This window comes from Segatella copri, from assembly GCF_009495355.1.
GTDB lineage: Bacteria > Bacteroidota > Bacteroidia > Bacteroidales > Bacteroidaceae > Prevotella.
The window spans coordinates 1-20,364 of the sequence record NZ_VZAD01000025.1; the positions used below are offsets into that span (position 1 = coordinate 1).

General features: G+C 45.0%; 19 protein-coding genes. 12 read left to right on the forward strand and 7 right to left on the reverse strand.

Annotated elements, in window-relative coordinates:
- Positions 1 to 168 precede the first annotated feature (168 nt).
- The gene (locus tag F7D20_RS02695) at positions 169 to 504 is read left to right on the forward strand and encodes a hypothetical protein (protein ID WP_158462745.1); all 336 of its coding nucleotides are present in this window, start codon (positions 169 to 171) and stop codon (positions 502 to 504) included.
- A gap of 13 nt (positions 505 to 517) precedes the next feature.
- A complete protein-coding gene (locus F7D20_RS02700) occupies positions 518 to 874 on the forward strand; it encodes a hypothetical protein (protein ID WP_158462746.1) in 357 nt (118 codons plus the stop codon).
- Between the two features lie 103 nt (positions 875 to 977).
- On the opposite strand, the gene F7D20_RS02705 is transcribed toward F7D20_RS02700, so the two are convergent.
- A complete protein-coding gene (locus F7D20_RS02705) occupies positions 978 to 1,136 on the reverse strand; it encodes a hypothetical protein (protein WP_158462747.1) in 159 nt (52 codons plus the stop codon).
- Positions 1,137 to 1,634: 498 nt separating this feature from the next.
- On the opposite strand from F7D20_RS02705, the gene F7D20_RS02710 reads away from it, so the two are divergent.
- From F7D20_RS02710 to F7D20_RS02760, 10 genes are all read left to right on the forward strand, one after another.
- Entirely contained in the window at positions 1,635 to 2,066 is a 432-nt protein-coding gene (locus F7D20_RS02710) for a hypothetical protein (protein WP_158462748.1), read from the forward strand.
- Between the two features lie 516 nt (positions 2,067 to 2,582).
- Complete coding sequence (locus tag F7D20_RS02715; protein WP_228114082.1) at positions 2,583 to 2,921, forward strand: DUF1016 N-terminal domain-containing protein; 339 nt, start codon at positions 2,583 to 2,585, stop codon at positions 2,919 to 2,921.
- A gap of 87 nt (positions 2,922 to 3,008) precedes the next feature.
- Positions 3,009 to 3,878, forward strand: a complete 870-nt coding sequence (dinD, locus tag F7D20_RS02720; protein ID WP_158462749.1) for a DNA damage-inducible protein D — start codon at positions 3,009 to 3,011, stop codon at positions 3,876 to 3,878.
- A gap of 732 nt (positions 3,879 to 4,610) precedes the next feature.
- Positions 4,611 to 6,266 (forward strand): AAA family ATPase, encoded by a 1,656-nt coding sequence (locus F7D20_RS02725; RefSeq protein ID WP_158462761.1) that lies wholly within the window; start codon positions 4,611 to 4,613, stop codon positions 6,264 to 6,266.
- Position 6,267: 1 nt separating this feature from the next.
- Positions 6,268 to 7,518 carry a 5-methylcytosine restriction system specificity protein McrC gene (locus F7D20_RS02730; RefSeq protein WP_158462750.1) on the forward strand — a complete coding sequence of 417 codons (1,251 nt, stop codon included), beginning with the start codon at positions 6,268 to 6,270 and terminating at the stop codon, positions 7,516 to 7,518.
- Between the two features lie 678 nt (positions 7,519 to 8,196).
- The gene (locus F7D20_RS02740) at positions 8,197 to 8,529 is read left to right on the forward strand and encodes a helix-turn-helix domain-containing protein (protein ID WP_007897857.1); all 333 of its coding nucleotides are present in this window, start codon (positions 8,197 to 8,199) and stop codon (positions 8,527 to 8,529) included.
- 241 nt (positions 8,530 to 8,770) lie between these two features.
- The gene (gene rplU / locus F7D20_RS02745) at positions 8,771 to 9,088 is read left to right on the forward strand and encodes a 50S ribosomal protein L21 (RefSeq protein WP_022252371.1); all 318 of its coding nucleotides are present in this window, start codon (positions 8,771 to 8,773) and stop codon (positions 9,086 to 9,088) included.
- Between the two features lie 18 nt (positions 9,089 to 9,106).
- Positions 9,107 to 9,397, forward strand: a complete 291-nt coding sequence (gene rpmA, locus F7D20_RS02750; protein ID WP_006848684.1) for a 50S ribosomal protein L27 — start codon at positions 9,107 to 9,109, stop codon at positions 9,395 to 9,397.
- Between the two features lie 196 nt (positions 9,398 to 9,593).
- Entirely contained in the window at positions 9,594 to 10,886 is a 1,293-nt protein-coding gene (gene serS, locus F7D20_RS02755) for a serine--tRNA ligase (protein ID WP_158462751.1), read from the forward strand.
- A gap of 353 nt (positions 10,887 to 11,239) precedes the next feature.
- The gene (locus F7D20_RS02760; protein WP_158462752.1) at positions 11,240 to 13,588 is read left to right on the forward strand and encodes a bifunctional dihydroorotate dehydrogenase B NAD binding subunit/NADPH-dependent glutamate synthase; all 2,349 of its coding nucleotides are present in this window, start codon (positions 11,240 to 11,242) and stop codon (positions 13,586 to 13,588) included.
- A gap of 166 nt (positions 13,589 to 13,754) precedes the next feature.
- On the opposite strand, the gene F7D20_RS02765 is transcribed toward F7D20_RS02760, so the two are convergent.
- The 6 genes from F7D20_RS02765 to F7D20_RS02790 form a co-directional block, all read right to left on the reverse strand.
- On the reverse strand, positions 13,755 to 15,233 hold the full coding sequence (locus F7D20_RS02765; protein ID WP_158462753.1) for an L-fucose/L-arabinose isomerase family protein: 1,479 nt from the start codon (positions 15,231 to 15,233) through the stop codon (positions 13,755 to 13,757).
- Positions 15,234 to 15,341: 108 nt separating this feature from the next.
- Positions 15,342 to 16,991, reverse strand: coding sequence for an NAD(P)/FAD-dependent oxidoreductase (locus F7D20_RS02770; RefSeq protein ID WP_158462754.1), 1,650 nt, complete (start codon positions 16,989 to 16,991; stop codon positions 15,342 to 15,344).
- A 23-nt stretch (positions 16,992 to 17,014) separates the two neighbouring features.
- Positions 17,015 to 17,569, reverse strand: coding sequence for a phosphodiesterase (gene yfcE, locus F7D20_RS02775; RefSeq protein ID WP_158462755.1), 555 nt, complete (start codon positions 17,567 to 17,569; stop codon positions 17,015 to 17,017).
- A gap of 249 nt (positions 17,570 to 17,818) precedes the next feature.
- A complete protein-coding gene (rimO, locus tag F7D20_RS02780; protein WP_367383904.1) occupies positions 17,819 to 19,114 on the reverse strand; it encodes a 30S ribosomal protein S12 methylthiotransferase RimO in 1,296 nt (431 codons plus the stop codon).
- Positions 19,111 to 20,070, reverse strand: coding sequence for a signal recognition particle-docking protein FtsY (gene ftsY, locus F7D20_RS02785; RefSeq protein WP_022252363.1), 960 nt, complete (start codon positions 20,068 to 20,070; stop codon positions 19,111 to 19,113). The genes rimO and ftsY overlap by 4 nt, the downstream gene beginning before the upstream one ends.
- 123 nt (positions 20,071 to 20,193) lie before the next feature.
- Positions 20,194 to 20,352 (reverse strand): DUF4295 domain-containing protein, encoded by a 159-nt coding sequence (locus F7D20_RS02790; protein ID WP_022252362.1) that lies wholly within the window; start codon positions 20,350 to 20,352, stop codon positions 20,194 to 20,196.
- Between the last annotated feature and the right edge of the window lie 12 nt (positions 20,353 to 20,364).

A 20,364-nucleotide genomic window follows, 5' to 3' on the forward strand; every position in this document is an offset into this window, starting at 1 on the left:
AAACGTGTATGACTTGAATATGCGTGTCGCCAAGTTATCTCTGCTTGGTGAGACAATGGAAAAGCATTGATAGACATATTATTGTGCGTTTTCTGATTAATACTGCAATTCAATACAATAAATTCAATAGCCAATCGTTCTTTAGTAATAACATAAAAGCAAAACAATATGAACTATATTTGTGGTTGGGGAATATTAGCGTCTATAACAGGAATTGCAATAATGTTTTCAGTTATTAAGCACAAAAAGTCGGTAAGTGCCATAAAAAATAGCACTTACTTGATTTTTTCAATTTTGATGATATGCTTAGGAATAACAACCATCTTATTTAAAAGATATGATAGTATTTGTGCAATATCCTTTGGTATTACATTCCTAAATATCACATACAAAGACAGGCGTAATTTCCCACCGAGTTTTACAATAAACTATATTAATTATCTTCAAGGATATGTTGTTGGTTTTGTGTCTATAATGTATAGTTTGTTTAGAATTTTTGAATAAATAATCAAGTAATATGTCAATACAATTCCCTATACTTAATATTTCCTTAAGTAATTTAAGTTCACAGGATTTGGAAGAAACCCATATTGGAGACTTATGGGATTATCCTGGCGATAATAGTATCTTTGAAGAATACTACAATAATCAAAAATATGTTGACCAAAGTGGGCATATATTTAAAATAATAGGAAAAAGAAAATCAAATTTTATAAATTCAATAATCCATTTTAATAAAAAAGAACTGATATTTGAGGATTGTGGTGAGACTATTAGCTTCTCTGTATTGAAGGATTTTTTAATCAATAGATACAATTCATTAGATGATAATTTAGCTAAGTCGGTTCTGATTAGATTAACAAAACAATCATAAAATATCAAGGATTTAATTGGGTAAACGTAAAAACATAGCCCATTTTTGAGGTAGTGTAATATTTAGGCTATAATATTATGGTTTAACACAGTTTATTTGCATTTTATCTTTCCTTCCTCAGAATGTAATTCTTTCTTTCCTCTATTTGGGGTTCATTACCGAACGAATCTATCAGAACAATATGGTTGGCATCCCTCACCTTATAGAATTTATTGTCACCACTCAAAGGATGTACAAGCATCAGGATGTTGTAGTCAAGCACTTGGAAAGTTCCTCTTAACTTTTCCTGTTTGTTCTACTTTCCATTGTATGCCTGTATCAACAAAAAGGTACCATCAGCATTTAACGTGAGTATTGTCTCAACATCAGACGGTAAAACACCGTAATATGTTCCAGTAATAGAATCCAAGCTGGCTCTATTTTATAAAACATATCATTCGATTTTAATTGAAATATATGCATGTCGCCAAGTTTTCTATGATTATTTAAATATAGCGTAATACGTATAAAACCATTGATAGATCAGTATTTTGAGATAATGCTGCAATTCTATGAAATAAAATCAAATGTCAATCGTTCTTTAGATAAAACATAAAATAAAGGACGTATGAAAGTATCAACAAAACGAGGCTATAAACCGCCTTAAAATTCGCCAGGGCATATCAGAGGATAATACCCACATATAAACTATTGGGATTTCACAAAAGGCAAACGAAATGCAGGTGGTATTAGTGGTGCTGAGCCTATAAAGAAATAAAATATGGAAAACTTTAAAATTGATTTATTTGAAAAAGAAACGGGGGAGTTATTTCCCTCGTTTCAAAAATTGAATCAAACAGACTGTAATATATGCTACCAACATTTTCGAAAGAATATTAAAGTATATGATTTACATGAGTCTGTTTTTGATAATTTTCAATCAAATGGTTCTTTTATAGAAAAGTATAATGCACTTGATGACCACTTTTCATTATTAGAATTATTTGCAGATTTGAATTTATGTTGTGATGTTATCTGTATTAATTGGGATGAGTTTAAAACAATAGATGTATTCCGTACAATAGATTTATATAATTATTTTAGTGATATATGGTTTCCTTCCGCCGATAATATAATAGTATTTCCCAAGAATATGACTATATTTATTATGATTAGGCATGATGGTGCAATCTATTATGTCAAATGTGATTAAATAATTGTAGAACTACCATATATAGAGAAACTTTTAATGAGTGAAACGCTGTTTCCAAAAATCATCTTTCTACAAAGGAATCAGCGAGCTGTTGGACAACAAAGAATAATTCGTCAACAACCAGTCATACAGACACATACAGCACTCTCCATATAAGGAAGCCCCGACAAGGCTTCCTTATTTGTACGCTCGGCATGAGCATTATCTAATGGGTGCAAGTCCCTAACAAGCCCTAATAGCTGGAATTGTATAGCCAATAGCAAGGGGGCCACTGCGAGGTGGAATCTGAAAGAAGCTGGCGGCAAACATTCGAAAGAGGAATATGACAACAGAATCATGGGAGCGAATGCGACAAACGTGGGAGCGAAAAAAGAGAAAAAACAGCAGAAAAAGGATAGATTCTCAGAAAAAATGATTATCTTTGCAAAATGAAAGAATAAGCCTTGACAGAGCTTTCTGCACCGCTTGAAGTAGAAGTAACGGACCTTCTCTGGGAAGATAATATAGACTGATAAAATGGCAACAGACAATAAAGACAACAAGCTCTCAATAGGAGGTGGCGATTATGCAGAAATACTGCGACAAGCTGTCGCAGTAATTGGACATGATAAGAAACTGCAACGCAGCGTTGCACTTTTGCCGTGGTCACATAATATGTTGCTTCTGAGCAAAGGATTAGATGATGATGCAACTCTCTATTATGCCACAAAGACGGTGGAAAAAGGTTGGAATCGCGACTTGTTGCTCAATGCCATCAAACTCAAAATGTATGAGACACAGGCATTGGCACGTATAGAGGTGGAACTTGCGCTTGAAGATATGGGAAACATATCGGTGTGGCGGATTATCAGTTGATAGTACCGAAAGAGAAATTACAGAAAATCCTTGCTGATGAGATAAAGGCATTTAGTGAGGAGAAAGAAAACAAAGAAATATTTTAACATGGACATTCAAAGAATAAATCTGCACACATCCGCTTTCAATGAGATAACGCATTACATTGAGAGCGATAATGGCAAGGAAAAGGTTGAAGTCTGGTTTGCACGCGAGCTTCAGTCGGTTCTTGGCTATGCACGTTGGGAGAATTTTACTATAGCTATAGGGAGAGCCGTAGATTCATGTAAGTCACAGAATATCAACGTGGATGATCATTTTCGTGAGGTCACGAAAATGATAAGCTTGGCAAAAGGTGCTAAGCGTGAAGTCAAGGACTATATGCTCACTCGCTTTGCTTGTTATCTCATAGCTCAGAATGGTGATCCTAAGAAAGAAGAAATAGCCTTTGCACAAGGTTATTTTGCATTGCAGACAAGGCGGGCAGAACTTATAGCTGAGCATTTGCAGCAAGTTTCACGTCTGGAAACACGCGATCGGTTGCGTGCTTCAGAGAAGCAATTGTCTCGCAATATTTATGAGCGTGGTGTTGATGACCGTGGATTTGGTCGTATACGTTCAAAAGGCGACACGGCTTTATTTGGCGGACACACCACCGAAGACATGAAACTTCGCCTCGGCATCAAGTCAACACGCCCGTTGGCAGATTTTCTTCCTACGCTGACCATTGCTGCAAAGAACCTCGCAACAGAAATGACAAACTACAATGTGGAGCAGAAAGATCTTTATGGTGAACCGAGCATTACTGCCGAACACATTCAGAACAATGTAAGTGTAAGGCAGATGCTGGGGCAACGAGGTATAAAGCCCGAAAACCTTCCTCCTGCTGAGGACATAAAAAAAGTGGAACGCAGAGTGGCAAGCAACGAGAAGAAAATAGAAAAGACTTCAAGCAAATTGCCAAAGAAGGTTGAATAGAGTTTAGATGGAACTCGCACTTGAAGATATGAGAAAGCCTATCGGAGAGGAATATTATCAGCTGATTCATTCGGGATGTGGCGAAGTTGAGTGGTAAGAGTGTGAATACGTATTTGTGAGTTTAAGCACAGGCGAGCCAGTCAAGTAATACTATACCATAGTCTTTATATTATAGTATGGGATGGTGTGTCATAAGTCCATGACGCACCCTCTATTTATAAAAAAACATTAAATCATAGTGTTGTGAAAATTGTAAAACAACAAACGCTTATGGATAGGAACGATTTAATAGAAACGCGCGAAGATATAGTCCAAAACATCAAAACGCTTTATTCTTACCTCGATGGTAAGGTGGACAGCGAGCATAAAGACTGGGCTATCCAAAGGATGTCCCAAGGGAAAAACTATGTCATAGAAGTTGTAGATTCTCAAATATACTTTGCTCCAAGTCGTTTTGTCGGATATGTTGACAACACGATGGAAAAGCATGAAGCCAACCCTGGCAATGGCACCGAGACTGACAACAAGATAAAGAATTTCTACCAGAAAGTACAGGATGTCAAACTTGATGCCTTGTTACAAAAAGCCATGTCTGAATACGGTATTGTTGTAGGGGCAAAGAAATATTGGATAAGCAAAGATACAACAATAGGTGATATAGCACGAATAGCACAACATGGTGCAACATATAGTCCATTAAACATGAAATATGAGAAATACTGGCACATACAAATGCATCTTCCAGAAGGGAAAAATGGCACGGAAATAAATCCAACACTCATGCTGTTAGAGAAAGAGCCAGTGATTGGTACAGGAGAATGGGACGACAAACAGTGTGACAATTTCAAGCATATAGACAACGGAAACATTGTCCTGGTAAGAAAAGGAGGTCAGGCTATCGCTCTATGCCAAATCACAGGGGAAAATTTCACTGATCCAAATTTGTCAGAAAAGTACATTAACGAGAATTTCCGAAAGGTGCACATCTTAGCATGGGCAAACGAATACAAACAACCCCGCCCAGGGCTTTTCACCCAAGGAACATTCTCTCCCTGCGGAAAATGGACAGAACAGTATAAATATATAGACGGATGGCTCGAAAATATGAAAAATAAAGCTTTTACGAACAAGTGTGCCAATCTACTGAAATCCAAGCACAACATAATCCTTCAAGGTGCGCCAGGCACTGGCAAGACCTATAATACGGCAGCCATTGCGCTCAGTGTGCTTGGTATAGACGGAGTAGACCTTGACAATCACGATGAAGTAATGAAGAAATATGAAGAGTTGCAGGACGACCGCATATTCTTCACGACATTCCATCAGTCTCTTGACTATGAGGATTTCGTCGAAGGTTTGAAACCTCGCGTTCAGTCGAATGAGAATGGCGAAAGTCTTGGCGTGACCTACGAGCCCGAAGACGGCATCTTCAAACGAGCATGCAACGCAGTGGTGACCGATGACAGCAAGGATATTATAGAGTGTATTGATGATTACCTGCAAAAGATAAAAGGATTTGAGAACCGTCGGGAAATACCTACGGTAACCGGGAAATCGTCGTTATATGTATGGTGGAATGAAGGGAACAAGACCGTCAGCAGTAGAAGTACAAACTCTACAAGCCAACGTGAGGAAAGTTACTCTCCGTCTCCACTGAATATTGAGAAAATCAAGGCTCAAGCCTTGGGAAAAGGATGTGAGAACAATTGGCAGCAATATGCTCAGGCATTCATTGAAGCGGTCAAGAATGAATATCATGCCAAGACAGACAAATCAGTGGTACTCATCATTGATGAGATAAACAGAGGAAATGTTTCCAAGATATTCGGAGAACTGATTACATTGCTTGAAGCGGACAAACGAGACAAAGGTAATCACCCAATAAAAGTGACATTACCATACTCCAAAACATTGTTTGGCGTGCCAAGCAACCTGTACATCATAGGCACGATGAACACAACAGACCGAAGTACGGGGATGCTTGACTATGCCCTCCGTCGCCGCTTTGCATTTGTGACATTAAAGTCTGACCCGAATGTGATAGTCAAACATTATGAGAAATTGGGCAACGATGACTTGAAAGCAATAGCCATCGACTTGTTCAACAATATCAAAGCCTTCATCACAAACCCAAAACATCTGTGTGGCGACTTATGCATTGACGACCTGATGGTGGGCCACAGCTACTTTATGGCATCCTCTAAAGAAGAACTACAATGCAAGGTGGAATTTGAAATAATACCGCTCATCGCCGAATATATCAATGACGGCATCTTGACCGTGAACGACCAAGAGAAAGAAAAGGCGTTCGATGCCTGGGCGTCCCTCCACCCCGTGCAGATAGTAGACGATGAGGACGAAGATTATATAGACGAAGAAGACGAATAGAATGATACAACTCCAAGAACACGAACAACTATGCAAAAATGACTTACCCGTTGAAAAAAGCGAAAGGTACGATAACCTTCAACTCATTCAATGGGATAAGCCTATGGATAATAGTGCATGGGGGTACTATGCCTCATTCAAAATTGGAGCAGAATGGATTGACAAGCAAGAAGCATTGGTGGTTACGGCAAAACGAGGAATGGAGAAAATAGATTTCCTGCGCATGTTTATGACATGCTTCTGCTCTGACCTTGCGGTGGATTCGTTTTCCAAAATCTATTCCATTGATCAGGAGAAGCCTGCCATTGTAGCCCCTGCATTGAGCAGTGTTGTTAGTCCACTTATCGTGTTTCATTTCATAGGAGTGGTAAACAGAATCAAGTCGTTAAGAAAAGGATATGTTCTGCGCCAAGAGAACCTTAAGAAGGTGAAGGGGCATACCAAGATGCTCAAAAACGAACGCATCAATATCGCCGTAAAACGATACGACCGTATTTATTGCGAATACGCTGACTACTCAGTAGATACCCCAGAGAACAGACTGATAAAGAAAGCCCTCGTCCTCTCTCAGAGATTTGTCGCCAAGATAAATCGCAATAATGTAGTATATTCAAAAGTCAACCAGATGGTCACGAAAGCACTATCGAAATTTGATTATGTGAGCGATGACATCAACATCAATTCCATTGGGCAGATACGCTCCAATAAACTCTATCGGGAATATGCGGAAGCCATGCGATTGGCCAAGGTCATATTAAAGCATTTTGACTATAGTCTCTCAAATGTGGAAGCCACGGAAAATAGGGTCACGCCGTTTGTGCTCGATATGTCTTTACTGTACGAACATTATGTGTATGGCTTGTTATATGAAGCTTATCGAGAGAAAATCAGTTACCAGTATCGGGGAGTAACTGGACTGCCAGACTTTTTATACAAGTCGAAACATTTCAATGCTATACTGGATACCAAATATATCCCCAAATATGAGAAAGGGACGCTTGACAATTACGTCATTAGGCAACTGAGTGGCTATAGTCGTGATCTAATAATTTTGAGAAAGTTAGGATATGAAGACATTGACGAAGACTCACCGACTCCATCTGTTCCGTGCATCATTATATATCCTAAGGAAGATGGAGATTCTGACAATCCGTTCAAAAGCAATAAGCTGAGAGATCTTTGCACAAGGCATCTAAAAAAAATCTCGAGGTTTTACAAAATCAGCATCTCAGTTCCAACTATTAGCAGATAAACGAGAAAAATATCGACCTGTGCGTTTGAAATTATCCAATACGCCTGTAAGGGCAAAAGCTTTAAAACTCCTAATATACAAAGCTTTTGTCCTTACAGGGTGTCTTGCTGACTACTATTATACCCTGGAATAGGAGCTTTTGGGCCTTCAGCCCGTACTTAAACCACTTGCGAAACTTCAGTAAGGAGCCCACTTGAAAAAGTCAATTTTACAAAAAATAAGCTATTGATTATCAATAAGTTGCAAAGACAAAAAATACTATTTTAGACTTTTTCAAGTGGACTCAGATAAGTGAATTCTTCGACATGGCAAAATCCTGGGCAACTTTTTGTTGCCCAGGTACTTAAAAGGTTTATTTTACAATAGTGTTACGGAATTAAGGTTCCCTATTTTTGAATTTCAAATTTAGGGAAATAAAAGAGTGAATAAATTACGTATCTGATACTATCAAGTCGTGAGAGTGTTAAAAATAAGGTCTGATTTGGCGAAAACCGAATTTTGTATCGCTGTTTGGAAACAAATCGTTATCTTTGTACCATAATTCAAAACAAAATGGGCATCAACAAGCTAAAAGTGGTGTTGACAGAAGAAACACAAGCCTTTTTGGATGCGCAGCCATTCAAAGCTCAGCAGAAGAAATAAGAAAAGAGTACTTTAATAATAAAAATAAATAGCATTATGGCACAGATGAAATTGATACCAGCAGACAATATGAAAGATAAACTTTGGGGTAGAAGAGGAACACCAGAGCGTGAAGCAATGGAAACTAAACTCAAAGAAGATGTGAACGCCTATATTGTAGGCGAAGCCATACGCAAGGCTCGATTGGCACAAAACCTCACGCAAGAACAACTTGGTGAACGTATCGGTGTGCAGCGTGCTCAAATTTCAAAGTTGGAGAAAGGTACAAGTGTTATCACATTGCCAACAATGAGTCGTGTATTCCAAGCTTTGGGTATCGCAACAGCCACTCTTGATTTGGGTATTGCAGGCAAGATTGCGTTGTGGTAAGATAGTTAATAAATAAACAGAATGATTTAACAAGGAAAATTCTCTCCTATACGTTAAATCTTTTTAAAAGTGAGGCATTTCGGCACAGATAGATTTGTTATTCGATAAATATTATGTAATTTTGCACCCCGAAAGCCCAGAAAAGGGCAATAAATACAGAAAAGTTTAGTTCGTTGGGGCTCGAAAAAGAGCTGGCACGAAGCCAGACGCCTCGCGGAAAAACCCGTTTATAAAATAAAAAATGTACGCAATCGTAGAAATTAACGGTCAGCAGTTCAAGGCAGAGGAGGGCAAGAAGCTCTTCGTACATCACATCAAGGATGTAGAAGCTGGCAAGACTGTTGAATTCGACAAGGTGCTGCTCGTTGACAAAGACGGCGCAGTGACAGTCGGTGCACCTACAGTAGAGGGTGCGAAAGTAGTAGTAGAAGTAGTGAACCCACTCGTAAAGGGTGACAAGGTCATCGTCTTCAAGATGAAGCGCCGCAAGGACTATCGCAAGAAGAACGGTCACCGTGCACAGTTCACTGAGGTAACAATCAAATCTGTAATCGCTTAAAATTAGGAGGAATTAGAAATGGCACATAAAAAAGGTGTTGGTAGTTCTAAGAACGGCCGTGAATCAGCTTCACAAAGATTAGGCGTTAAGATCTGGGGTGGTCAGTCAATCATCGCAGGTAACATCATCGTTCGCCAGCGTGGCAACAAGCACTTCCCAGGTGAGAACGTAGCTCAGGGTAAGGACGACACACTGTATGCTTTGGCAGACGGTATCGTTTACTTCCACAAGGGCCGCAAGGACAAGAGCACAGTATCTGTTCTCTCTCCAGAGGTTTACGCTGAGAAGACCAAAAAAGCTGACGCTTAATTAAAAGTAAACAAACTATTCCAAACAAACATACGAAGCCTGTTCTCTTATCGAGAGCAGGCTTTCTGCTTTTTTAACGAAAAACACGTTTAATTCCACCCAAACATTCACTTTTTCTCGCCTTTTATTGTGCTATAAGAAATATTTTTTGTAATTTTGCCTTCAAATAGTAAATCAATTTATAAATAGTTATCTTATGCTTACACTTAAACTTATCAGCGAAGAGACTGAACGTGTAATTAAAGGTCTTGAGAAAAAGCATTTTCCTAATGCCCGCGAGGCCGTAGAGAAAGTTTTGGAGTACGACAAGATCCGTCGTGAAGCCCAGCAGAAACTGGACACCAACAAGCAGCAGGCCAACCAGTTTGCCAAGCAGATTGGTGCTCTGATGAAGGAAGGAAAGAAAGAGGAAGCCGAAGCCGCCAAGGCGCAGGTTGCCAATCTGAAAGCAGACGGCAAAGCCTTGGAGGAAATCATGGAGAAGGCTCAGCAAGATATGACCAATGAACTGCTCGAAATCCCTAACATACCTTGCGACGAGGTGCCTGAGGGTAAGGATGCAGCAGACAACGTTGTGGTAAAGGAAGGCGGCGAGAAGCCTAACCTGGGTCCTGACGCACTCTGCCACTGGGACTTGCTGAAGAAGTACAACCTGGTAGACTTCGACCTGGGTGTGAAGATTACCGGTGCCGGCTTCCCTGTATATATCGGCAAGATGGCCCGCTTCCAGCGCGCTTTGGAGGCTTTCTTCCTCGACGAGGCACGCAAGAGCGGATACTTGGAGATACAGCCTCCTTACGTTGTCAACGAGGCTTCGGGTCTGGGTACAGGTCAGCTGCCTGACAAGGAAGGCCAGATGTATCATGCCAACCTCGACAACCTGTTCCTCATCCCTACTGCTGAGGTTCCTGTCACCAACATCTTCCGCGATGTAATCCTCGACGAGAAGGATCTGCCTATCAAGCGTTGCGCTTACTCTGCTTGCTTCCGCCGCGAGGCTGGCAGCTACGGTAAGGATGTTCGTGGTCTGAACCGTCTGCATCAGTTTGACAAGGTAGAGATTGTACGCATCGACAAGCCTGGTCACTCTTACGAGTCATTGAAGGAAATGCTCGACCACGTAGAGGGCTTGCTCAAGAAGCTGGAGTTGCCTTATCACATCCTCCGTCTCTGCGGTGGCGATATGAGCTTCACCTCTTCTATCTGCTACGACTTCGAGACATGGAGTGCCGCCCAGCAACGCTGGTTGGAGGTTTCTTCAGTTTCCAACTTCGAGAGCTATCAGGCCAACCGTCTGCACTGTCGTTACCGCCATGCTGACGACAAGAAGATAGAGCTCTGCCACACCCTGAACGGTTCGGCTCTGGCTCTGCCACGCATCGTAGCCTCTATCCTGGAGAACAACCAGACTCCTGAGGGCATCCGCGTACCTAAGGTATTGGTACCATACTGCGGATTCGAGATGCTCGACGACAAGAACTTTGAATAAAAAGTTTCGTCATATTTCACAGACACTCTGACCAGCAACGCCGCTGGACAACAATATGAAGTACGAGGATAACATTGGTTGCAGAAATGCTGCCAACGTTATCCTTTTGCTTTTAAAATGAGTCGTCCCTTTAGAAAATGAGGAAGTTAAAGGAGTTAAGGAGTTAAGGAGTTAAGGAGTTAAGACAAATGCCTTTGTGGACTTGCCCCTTCTCCCATTCCAAAAGGGCTGTTGTCCCTTAACTTCCCGAACGACCGAAGGGAGTGATAACTTCTGAACTTGATAAAGTTCAACCGTCGAATACAAAAACATAAATAATAACCCAAATCAACTAAAAAACCCAAAGAAACAGAATGAACAAGATTATCAGAAAAATACAATATTCCGAGAAGGTTTATCGTTTCGACGTAGAGGCGCCTCTGATCGCCAAAAGCCGCAAGGCCGGTAACTTTGTCATCATCCGAGTAGATGCCAACAGTGAGCGAATGCCACTGACCATTGCTGATGCCGACATAGAGAAAGGCACCATCACACTGGTAGTACAGAAAGTGGGACTCTCCTCCACCAAACTCTGCAACCTGAACGAGGGAGATGAGATCCACGACGTGGTAGGCCCCTTGGGCAACCCTACGCACATAGAGAACTTCGGAACAGTGCTCTGCGCCGGAGGCGGTGTGGGCGTGGCTCCTATGCTGCCTATCATCAAAGCCCTGAAAGCTGCCGGCAACCGGGTACTCTCGGTGATTGCCGGACGAAGCAAGGACCTTGTCATCATGGAAGATGAGGTACGTGCATCAAGCGACAAGCTGATCATCATGACCGACGACGGCAGCTATGGCGAAAAGGGTGTGGTAACTGTAGGAATGGAAAAACTCATCCAGCAGGAACACATCGACAAGGCCTTCGCCATCGGTCCTCCTATCATGATGAAATTCTGCTGTCTGCTGACACAGAAGTACAACCTGCCTACAGATGTATCGCTCAACACCATCATGGTGGACGGAACTGGTATGTGCGGTGCCTGCCGACTCACCATCGGTGGAAAGACCAAGTTTGTGTGCATCGACGGTCCTGAGTTTGACGGTGCCCTGGTTGACTGGGACGAGATGTTCAAGCGCATGGGAACCTTCAAGGACGTGGAACGCGAGGAGATGGAACACTTCGAGGAACATCTCGCCACAGTGGAAGCTGCCAAGAAGAAAGAGAGCACAGACGTGGCAATGGATGTGGAGCCTACCAACGAGAGCGTGGCAGAGCTGACCAACCGTGACGCTGAGTGGCGCAAGGCACTGCGTGCCTCGATGAAACCTAAGGAGCGTACAGCCATAGGGCGTGTGAAGATGCCAGAGCTTGACCCCGTATACCGTGCCACTACCCGCACCGAGGAGGTGAACATCGGTCTTACCAAGGAGATGGCTCTCACCGAGGCTAAGCGCTGTCTGGACTGTCCTAAGCCTTCCTGTATGGAGGGTTGCCCTGTAAACATCAACATCCCTTCGTTTATCAAGAACATAGAACGCGGTCAGTTCCTCGCTGCCGCCAAGGTGCTGAAGAACACCTCTGCCCTGCCTGCAGTCTGCGGACGTGTATGCCCACAGGAGAAGCAGTGCGAGAGCCGTTGCGTGCACCTGAAGATGAACAAGCCTGCCGTAGCCATCGGTTATCTGGAGCGCTTTGCTGCCGACTATGAGCGCCAGAGCGGCAACATATCCATCCCAGAGAAGGATCCTGCCAACGGCATCAAGGTGGCTGTAGTGGGCTCGGGTCCTGCGGGTCTGAGCTTTGCTGGAGACATGGCTAAGAAGGGATTCGACGTCACTGTGTTCGAGGCACTGCACGAGATTGGCGGTGTGCTGAAATATGGTATTCCTGAGTTCCGTCTGCCCAACGCCATCGTGGATGTAGAGATAGAGAACCTGCAGAAGATGGGTGTGAAGTTTGTTGCCGACTGCATCGTGGGCAAGACCATCGGTGTGAAAGAACTGGAGGAGCAGGGCTTCAAGGGCATCTTCGTAGCTTCGGGAGCCGGTCTGCCCAACTTTATGAACATTCCTGGCGAGAATGCGCTCAACATCATGTCGTCCAACGAGTATCTCACCCGTGTCAACCTGATGGACGCTGCCAATCCTCATACAGATACCCCTATCAACTTAGGCAAGAATGTAGTTGTGGTAGGTGGCGGAAATACAGCCATGGACAGCTGCCGCACAGCCAAGCGCTTAGGTGCCAACGTAACATTGGTTTACCGTCGTTCGGAGGCAGAGATGCCGGCACGTTTGGAAGAGGTGAAGCATGCCAAGGAAGAGGGTATCACCTTCCTCACACTGCATAATCCAAAGGAGTATGAGGCCGACGAGAAGGGAGCCGTGAAGTCTGTCATCCTCGACGTGATGCAGCTTGGCGAACCTGACGCCAGCGGACGTCGCCGTCCTGAGGCTACAGGCGAGACCATCAAGCTGGAGTGCGATCAGGTGATTGTGGCAGTGGGTGTGAGTCCTAACCCTCTCGTACCTCAGAGCATCGAAGGTCTGGAGTTAGGCCGCAAGAATACCATTGCCGTCAACGAGCAGATGCAGAGCTCACAGCCTGCCATCTATGCCGGCGGTGACATTGTGCGCGGTGGTGCTACTGTTATCCTCGCCATGGGTGATGGCCGCAAGGCTGCTCTCAACATGGCACAGCAGCTGAAGCCAGAAGCATAACAGCAGGAAGAAAGTACAACAACTGAAACGAAAGTACGACAGCTGAAACGAAAGTACAACAACTGATAAAAGAATAAAAAAGGGCGATTGCCATTTCCTTTACGGATAATGAGCAATCGCCCTTTAACTTATTCAACTTCCCCATTTGCGAAAGTTGAGACCTAAATTATTTCCAAGGATTCTCTGTTGGGTAAGGCAAGCTGGCTGGCTGGTTGTAAGCGATGTCCTTAATGCCCAGGAACTTGAAGGCCTCGAAGAGTGTCTTGCCTACATGAGAGAAGGCTACGGCACCATGATGAGGATACCCCTTCTGGATCAATACGTGACGATAGAAGCGACCCATCTCTGGAATAGCGAAGATACCGATACCACCGAAAGAACGTGTAGGAACATCGAGCACCTCGCCCTCAGCGATATAAGAACGCAAGTTGCCCTCTGAGTCGCACTGCAGACGATAGAATGTGATGTCGCTGGCAGCAATGTCACCCTCCAAAGTACCACGGGTGAAGTCTGGCTTGCCACCATTCTCCAACAGACGGTTCTGGATGAGCTGATACTTGATGGCACGTGTAGAGCACATCTTGCACTGAGGTGTGTTGCCACAGTGGAAACCCATGAAGGTGTCTGTCAACTTATAGTCGTACTTGCCCACAATGTCCTCATCGTAGATATACCGAGGAACTGAGTTGTTGATGTCGAGCAATGTCACTGTATCATCAGAAGCACACATGCCGATGTACTCAGAAAGAGCACCATAGATGTCGACCTCGCAGGCTACAGGGATGCCACGGCTTGCCAGACGGCTGTTGACATAGCAAGGCTCGAAACCAAACTGGCTTGGGAATGCAGGCCAGCACTTGTCGGCAAAGGCTACATACTGGCGAGAACCCTTGTGATTCTCAGCCCAGTCGAGCAATGTGAGCTCAAACTGTGCCATACGACGGCTCAGGTCAGGATAGTACTTACCCTCGCCCATCTCGGCTGCCATATCCTTGCAAACGTCGTCGATACGTGGGTCGTTCTCGTGCTCTTTGTAAGATACGAGCAAGTCAAGCTCTGAGTTCTCCTCTATCTCTACACCCAGTTCGTACAAGCCCTTGATAGGAGCGTTGCAAGCGAAGAAGTCCTGAGGACGTGGACCGAAGGTGATGATCTTCAAGCCCTTCAGACCGAGGATGACACGAGCTACAGGAACGAAGTCGGCAATCATCTTAGCCACTTCGGCTGCTGTACCAACTGGATACTCTGGGATATAACCCTTGAGATGACGCATACCCAGGTTGTAAGAGCAGTTGAGCATACCGCAGTAAGCATCACCACGACCATTGATCATGTCGCCATCACCCTCGGCAGCAGCAACAAACATGCAAGGACCGTCAAAGTTCTTGGCAATAAGTGTCTCTGGTGTCTCAGGACCGAAGTTGCCAAGGAAGACCACCAAGGCGTTGCAGCCCTGCTCCTTTACCTCGGCGACAGCCTTGAGCATATCTTTCTCATTCTCAACTGTTGTCTGGCAGTTGAAAATTTCTCCTTTGTATTCTTTTACAATGTTTTCACGGCGCTGAGTAGAAAGCGCGATAGGGAAACAGTCACGGCTTACGGCGATAATACCCAGCTTGACCTGTGGAATGTTAGAACTTACCATAATAGTTTTGTTTTTGTATATTGATAAATTAGATTTTATTTGCTTAGTACATTTAGTGCTCACAAAAATACAATATTTTTTTGTACCATGCAAATGTTTTAAGATTATTTATTCAAGTTTCTTCAAATACTCAGCGCACATTTCGGCACAGCGTTCTCCGTCGACTCCTGCCGACACGATGCCTCCTGCATATCCTGCGCCTTCACCACAGGGGAAGAGTCCCTGCAGACGTACATGCTGCAGGGTGTCGCAGTCGCGAAGAATACGGACGGGCGAAGAGGTACGGGTCTCCATGGCGATGAGCGTGGCCTCGTTGGTAAGGAAGCCATGCGCATTCTTGCCGAAGGTCTTGAATCCTTCCTGCAGACGCTTGCTCACAAAGGCAGGCATCCAGAAATGGAGAGGACTGCTGATAAGACCCGGGGCATAACTGCTCTTGGGAAGGTCGTAGCTCAAACGGTTGTTCACAAAGTCGGCCATGCGCTGGGCTGGTGCCGTCTGCTTCATATTGCCCTGCTGCCAGCACTGCTTCTCCACAATCTGCTGGAAATACATCATCGTGAGTGGTGAATCGGGAGTCAGAACTTCCTCCTCTGCCGAGGATGAGAGAGAGGCATCCGACTGTAATATCGCCTGATGTTCCTGGACAAAAGATGCCACATCCTCGGGATGGGTCTCCACCACCATGCCCGAGTTGCTCCATGCCGTGCCTCGGTTGCTTGGACTCATACCGTTGACCACAAGCTGCTGAGGTCCGGTAGCGGCAGGGATGACAAATCCACCGGGACACATACAGAAACTGTACACGCCACGTCCGTCTACCTGAGTAACGAAACTGTATTCTGCAGCAGGAAGATACTTGCCACGTCCATTCTTGTTATGATACTGTATCTGATCGATGAGATGAGCGGGATGCTCCAGACGCACACCCACGGCGATGCCTTTGGCCTCTATCTCAATCATAGAGGCTGCGAGATAGCGATACACATCACGCGCACTATGTCCTGTAGCCAGGATAACCGGACCACGATAGGTCTCCTCGGCACCCGTCTGCAGGTTGACAGCCTCGACACCTATCACCTTGTCGCCATCGATGATGAAGGAGGTCATCTTGGTTTGGAAATGCACCTCACCCCCACACTGAAGGATGGTGTTGCGCATGTTTTCTATCACACGCGGCAGTTTGTCGGTTCCTATATGGGGATGGGCATCAGCCAGAATGTTGGTATTGGCTCCATGCTGGCAGAAGACATTCAGTATCTTGTCCACACTGCCGCGTTTCTTGCTGCGGGTATACAGCTTTCCATCGCTGTAGGCACCTGCTCCACCCTCACCAAAACAATAGTTGCTTTCGGCATCCACCTTCTGGGTCTTGGTAATGTTGGAGAGGTCCTTCTTGCGCTCGCGCACGTCCTTGCCTCGTTCGAGCACCACAGGACGATAGCCCAACTCGATAAGTCGCAGGGAAGCAAAAAGACCGCCAGGTCCCTCGCCCACCACTACCACACGAGGGCGTGAGCTCACATCAGAATATTCGGTATGTATGTATTGGTCGTCCTGTGCGAACTCATTGATATAGGCACGCACCTTCAAATTCACGTAGATGGTACGCTGCCTGGCGTCGATGCTTCGCTTGAGCACCCTCACCTGGTTCAATGTCCGCACGTCTATTCCTTTCTCCTTGGACAGGTAACGCTTGATACCTTCCTCACTGGCTGCCTGTTCTGGCAGAATCCGGATTTGATATTCCTCTATCATTATTGTATTATTGATTGAACTTTCTATGCCTCCAACATATCAAAAGAGCCTATGACCTCAAGGGTATCGAGGTTGTACATAGTAAACTTGCCATCCTCGAGAGTGGCAAGTGTAGGGGGATTGCCTCCCTTGGGAAAGGTGATGCTGCCCGTATTGCAGATGGCCTTACCCTCGGCATTGCGCGAGAGTTCCCAGAGATGGCTGTGACCATAGATGATGGCATCATAAGGACCCTTGGGCATATTCTCCTTATTATATATATGACCATGGGTGAGCAGATAACGCTTGCCGCCATCCACCAAAAGGGCATACGTCTCCATGATGGGGAAATCGAGCAGCATCTGGTCCACCTCTGCATCACAGTTGCCTCGTACGGCAACGATCTTGTCTGCCAGGTTGTTGAGACGTTCCACAATGCCCTTGGGGTCTATGCCCTCAGGTATGCGGTTGCGGGGTCCGTAGTTGATGATGTCGCCCAAGATGCACATCATGTCACACTTCTGCGCCTCGAAAAAGTCGAGTGCACGCTGCAAGGCTGGCAAACAGCCATGAATATCAGAGAATAATAGGTATTTCATCGTAGTCTATTTTTTATTTTGATTGCAAAGTTAATGATATTTTTCCAATTCTTTTTCTTTCCCCTTCATTTTTTTTGATGCGTTGGAGCATTTTTTCAAGGAAAGACCGTAAGGAGATGAAAGTCCACGAGGATGAAAGAGACCAAGGAAGAATGAACTGACAAGGAAAGATAAAAAGCAAAAGTCCATAGCCTAAGGGAAAACCTTGAGCTATGGACTACTATATAAAAGCATCAGAATGCAACTATACTATACAAATTCTGCATAGAGGTCGAACTCGTCGCTGGAGGTGATACGCACCTGATAGAACTGCCCCACACGCAGACGCTTGTCAGCTTTGATCAGCACCTCAGGGTCTACCTCGGGCGAGCAGAACTCGGAACGGGCGATATAGTAATCGCCTTCCTTCCTGTCGACGATGACCTTCATCTTCTGCCCTACCTTCTCAGCCTCGATCTCTGCACTGATATCCTGCTGGAGGGCCATGAGCTGGTCGAGTCGCTTCTGCTTCACCTCCTGAGGCACATCGTCCTCATAATGGATGGCACTGTAGGTTCCTTCTTCCTCAGAATAGGCAAAGGCACCCATACGCTCGAAGCGCGCCCAACGTACAAACTCCATCAGTTCGGCAAAATCCTCTTCGGTCTCGCCAGGGAAGCCAACCATCAGTGTGGTGCGGATATGTATGCCCGGCACACGCTCGCGCAACTGCTTGATAAGCTCCATAGTCTCCTGCTTGCTGACATGGCGGCGCATACGGGTAAGCATGTGGTCGCTGATATGCTGAAGGGCGATATCAAGATAACTGCATACATTCTCCTTCTCGCGCATCACATCAAGCAAGTCCATTGGGAACTGGTTGGGATAAGCATAATGCAGACGAATCCACTTCACCCCAGGAATATCAGCCATATCACTGATCAGGTCGGTGATGTGATGCTTACCGTCGAGGTCGATACCATAATAAGTCAGCTCCTGTGCTATGATCTGGAATTCCTTGACGCCCTCTGCCACCATATCACGAACCTCCTGAAGAATCTCCTCCTTAGGACGGCTTACATGTTTGCCGGTGATGATAGGGATGGCACAATAGGCACAATGACGGTCGCAGCCCTCGGCTATCTTGACATAAGCATAATGACGGGGAGTGGTGAGATGGCGATGACCATCACAGGAAGGAACATCAGCCTTGCCCAACTCGCCCAACAACTGCTTGTAGTTGAACTTGCCGTAAAACTTATCGACCTCAGGAATCTCTTTCTCCAGCTCTTTCTGATAACGCTGCGAAAGACAGCCCATCACATAGAGCTTCTTCAACCGTCCCTCCTGCTTGCGCTGTACAAACTCAAGGATGGTATCGATGCTCTCCTGCTTGGCATCCTCAATAAAACCACAAGTGTTGATGACAGCTATCTCGCCCTGCGGACGCTTAGAGTCGTGCACGCAATGATAGCCGTTGGCTTCAAATTGTTTCATCAGCAATTCGCTGTCCACCAAATTCTTGGAACAGCCCATGGTGATGATATCTATCGTATTCTTTTTCACTTTCCTTTCTTAAACAAAGAGTCTACAAACTCTACCTTGTTGAACAACTGCAGGTCTTCCATTCCCTCACCCAGACCAATGTACTTCACTGGCACCTTGAGCTGGTCGGAAATACCTATCACCACACCACCCTTGGCTGTACCATCCAGTTTGGTAATGGCAAGCGAGGTAATGTTGGTAACAGCAGAGAACTGCTTGGCCTGCTCGAAAGCATTCTGACCCGTACTGCCATCGAGAACAAGCAAAACCTCATCAGGAGCCTCGGGAAGAACCTTCTTCATCACATCCTTGATCTTCTTGAGCTCATTCATCAAGCCCACCTTGTTGTGAAGACGTCCTGCCGTATCGATGATAACAACATCAGCTCCATTGGCCTTGGCACTCTGCAAGGTGTCGAAAGCCACAGAAGCAGGGTCGGAACCCATCTGCTGCTTGACAACAGGCACACCCACTCGCTCGCCCCAGATAGAGATCTGCTCCACCGCAGCAGCACGGAAGGTATCGGCAGCGCCTAAATAGACTTTCTTGCCAGCCTTCTTGAACTGGTAAGCCAACTTGCCGATAGTGGTGGTCTTGCCCACACCATTGACACCTACCACCAGGATGACGTAAGGCTTGTGGTCGGCAGGAAGACTCCAGTCGGCATTGTCACCCGTATGATTCTCCTCCAACAACTTGGCTATCTCCTCACGCAGGATTCTGTCGAGCTCAGAGGTAGACACATACTTGTCGGTAGCCACACGCTCCTCAATGCGGTGGATGATCTTCACTGTGGTGTCAACACCCACGTCGGATGTAATGAGAATCTCCTCCAAATCATCGAGGACATCATCATCGACAGTAGACTTGCCCGCTACGATGCGAGCCAACTTACCAAACACACTCTCCTTGGTTTTCTCGAGTCCCTTGTCGAGTGTTTCCTTATTCTTGCTGCTAAAAAATCCGAATAATCCCATATTTACATTATATTTGAGTGCAAAGATAGGAAAAATAATTGTATATACAAAGAATAAGGCTGCAAATCTTACGAAATGCAGCCTTACTTAAAGTATATTGATTACTTAAAATCCTAAAAATGATTAGGCTTTGAAGAAATCTTTAACAGCCTCGTTAGGTACCATCTTCTCATCGAAGCAATATGCACCTGTCTTTGGGCTCTTAACCATCTTGATAACCTTTGTATATGCGCGACCATCCATGTTACCTTCGTGGAGGGTAGCGACCGCTTTCTTTGCCATAGTCTATCTAAA

Excerpts from the sequence above, each read along its gene's own strand:
- F7D20_RS02700 (WP_158462746.1), top strand. The coding sequence starts at position 518 with ATGTCAATACAATTCCCTATACTTAATATTTCCTTAAGTAATTTAAGT.
- F7D20_RS02695 (WP_158462745.1), top strand. The coding sequence starts at position 169 with ATGAACTATATTTGTGGTTGGGGAATATTAGCGTCTATAACAGGAATT.
- F7D20_RS02760 (WP_158462752.1), top strand. The coding sequence starts at position 11,240 with ATGAACAAGATTATCAGAAAAATACAATATTCCGAGAAGGTTTATCGT.
- F7D20_RS02790 (WP_022252362.1), bottom strand. The coding sequence starts at position 20,352 with ATGGCAAAGAAAGCGGTCGCTACCCTCCACGAAGGTAACATGGATGGT.
- ftsY (WP_022252363.1), bottom strand. The coding sequence starts at position 20,070 with ATGGGATTATTCGGATTTTTTAGCAGCAAGAATAAGGAAACACTCGAC.
- F7D20_RS02770 (WP_158462754.1), bottom strand. The coding sequence starts at position 16,991 with ATGATAGAGGAATATCAAATCCGGATTCTGCCAGAACAGGCAGCCAGT.
- F7D20_RS02740 (WP_007897857.1), top strand. The coding sequence starts at position 8,197 with ATGGCACAGATGAAATTGATACCAGCAGACAATATGAAAGATAAACTT.
- serS (WP_158462751.1), top strand. The coding sequence starts at position 9,594 with ATGCTTACACTTAAACTTATCAGCGAAGAGACTGAACGTGTAATTAAA.
- yfcE (WP_158462755.1), bottom strand. The coding sequence starts at position 17,569 with ATGAAATACCTATTATTCTCTGATATTCATGGCTGTTTGCCAGCCTTG.
- F7D20_RS02710 (WP_158462748.1), top strand. The coding sequence starts at position 1,635 with ATGGAAAACTTTAAAATTGATTTATTTGAAAAAGAAACGGGGGAGTTA.
- F7D20_RS02725 (WP_158462761.1), top strand. The coding sequence starts at position 4,611 with ATGCATCTTCCAGAAGGGAAAAATGGCACGGAAATAAATCCAACACTC.
- rplU (WP_022252371.1), top strand. The coding sequence starts at position 8,771 with ATGTACGCAATCGTAGAAATTAACGGTCAGCAGTTCAAGGCAGAGGAG.
- rpmA (WP_006848684.1), top strand. The coding sequence starts at position 9,107 with ATGGCACATAAAAAAGGTGTTGGTAGTTCTAAGAACGGCCGTGAATCA.
- F7D20_RS02730 (WP_158462750.1), top strand. The coding sequence starts at position 6,268 with ATGATACAACTCCAAGAACACGAACAACTATGCAAAAATGACTTACCC.
- dinD (WP_158462749.1), top strand. The coding sequence starts at position 3,009 with ATGGACATTCAAAGAATAAATCTGCACACATCCGCTTTCAATGAGATA.
- F7D20_RS02765 (WP_158462753.1), bottom strand. The coding sequence starts at position 15,233 with ATGGTAAGTTCTAACATTCCACAGGTCAAGCTGGGTATTATCGCCGTA.
- F7D20_RS02715 (WP_228114082.1), top strand. The coding sequence starts at position 2,583 with ATGGCAACAGACAATAAAGACAACAAGCTCTCAATAGGAGGTGGCGAT.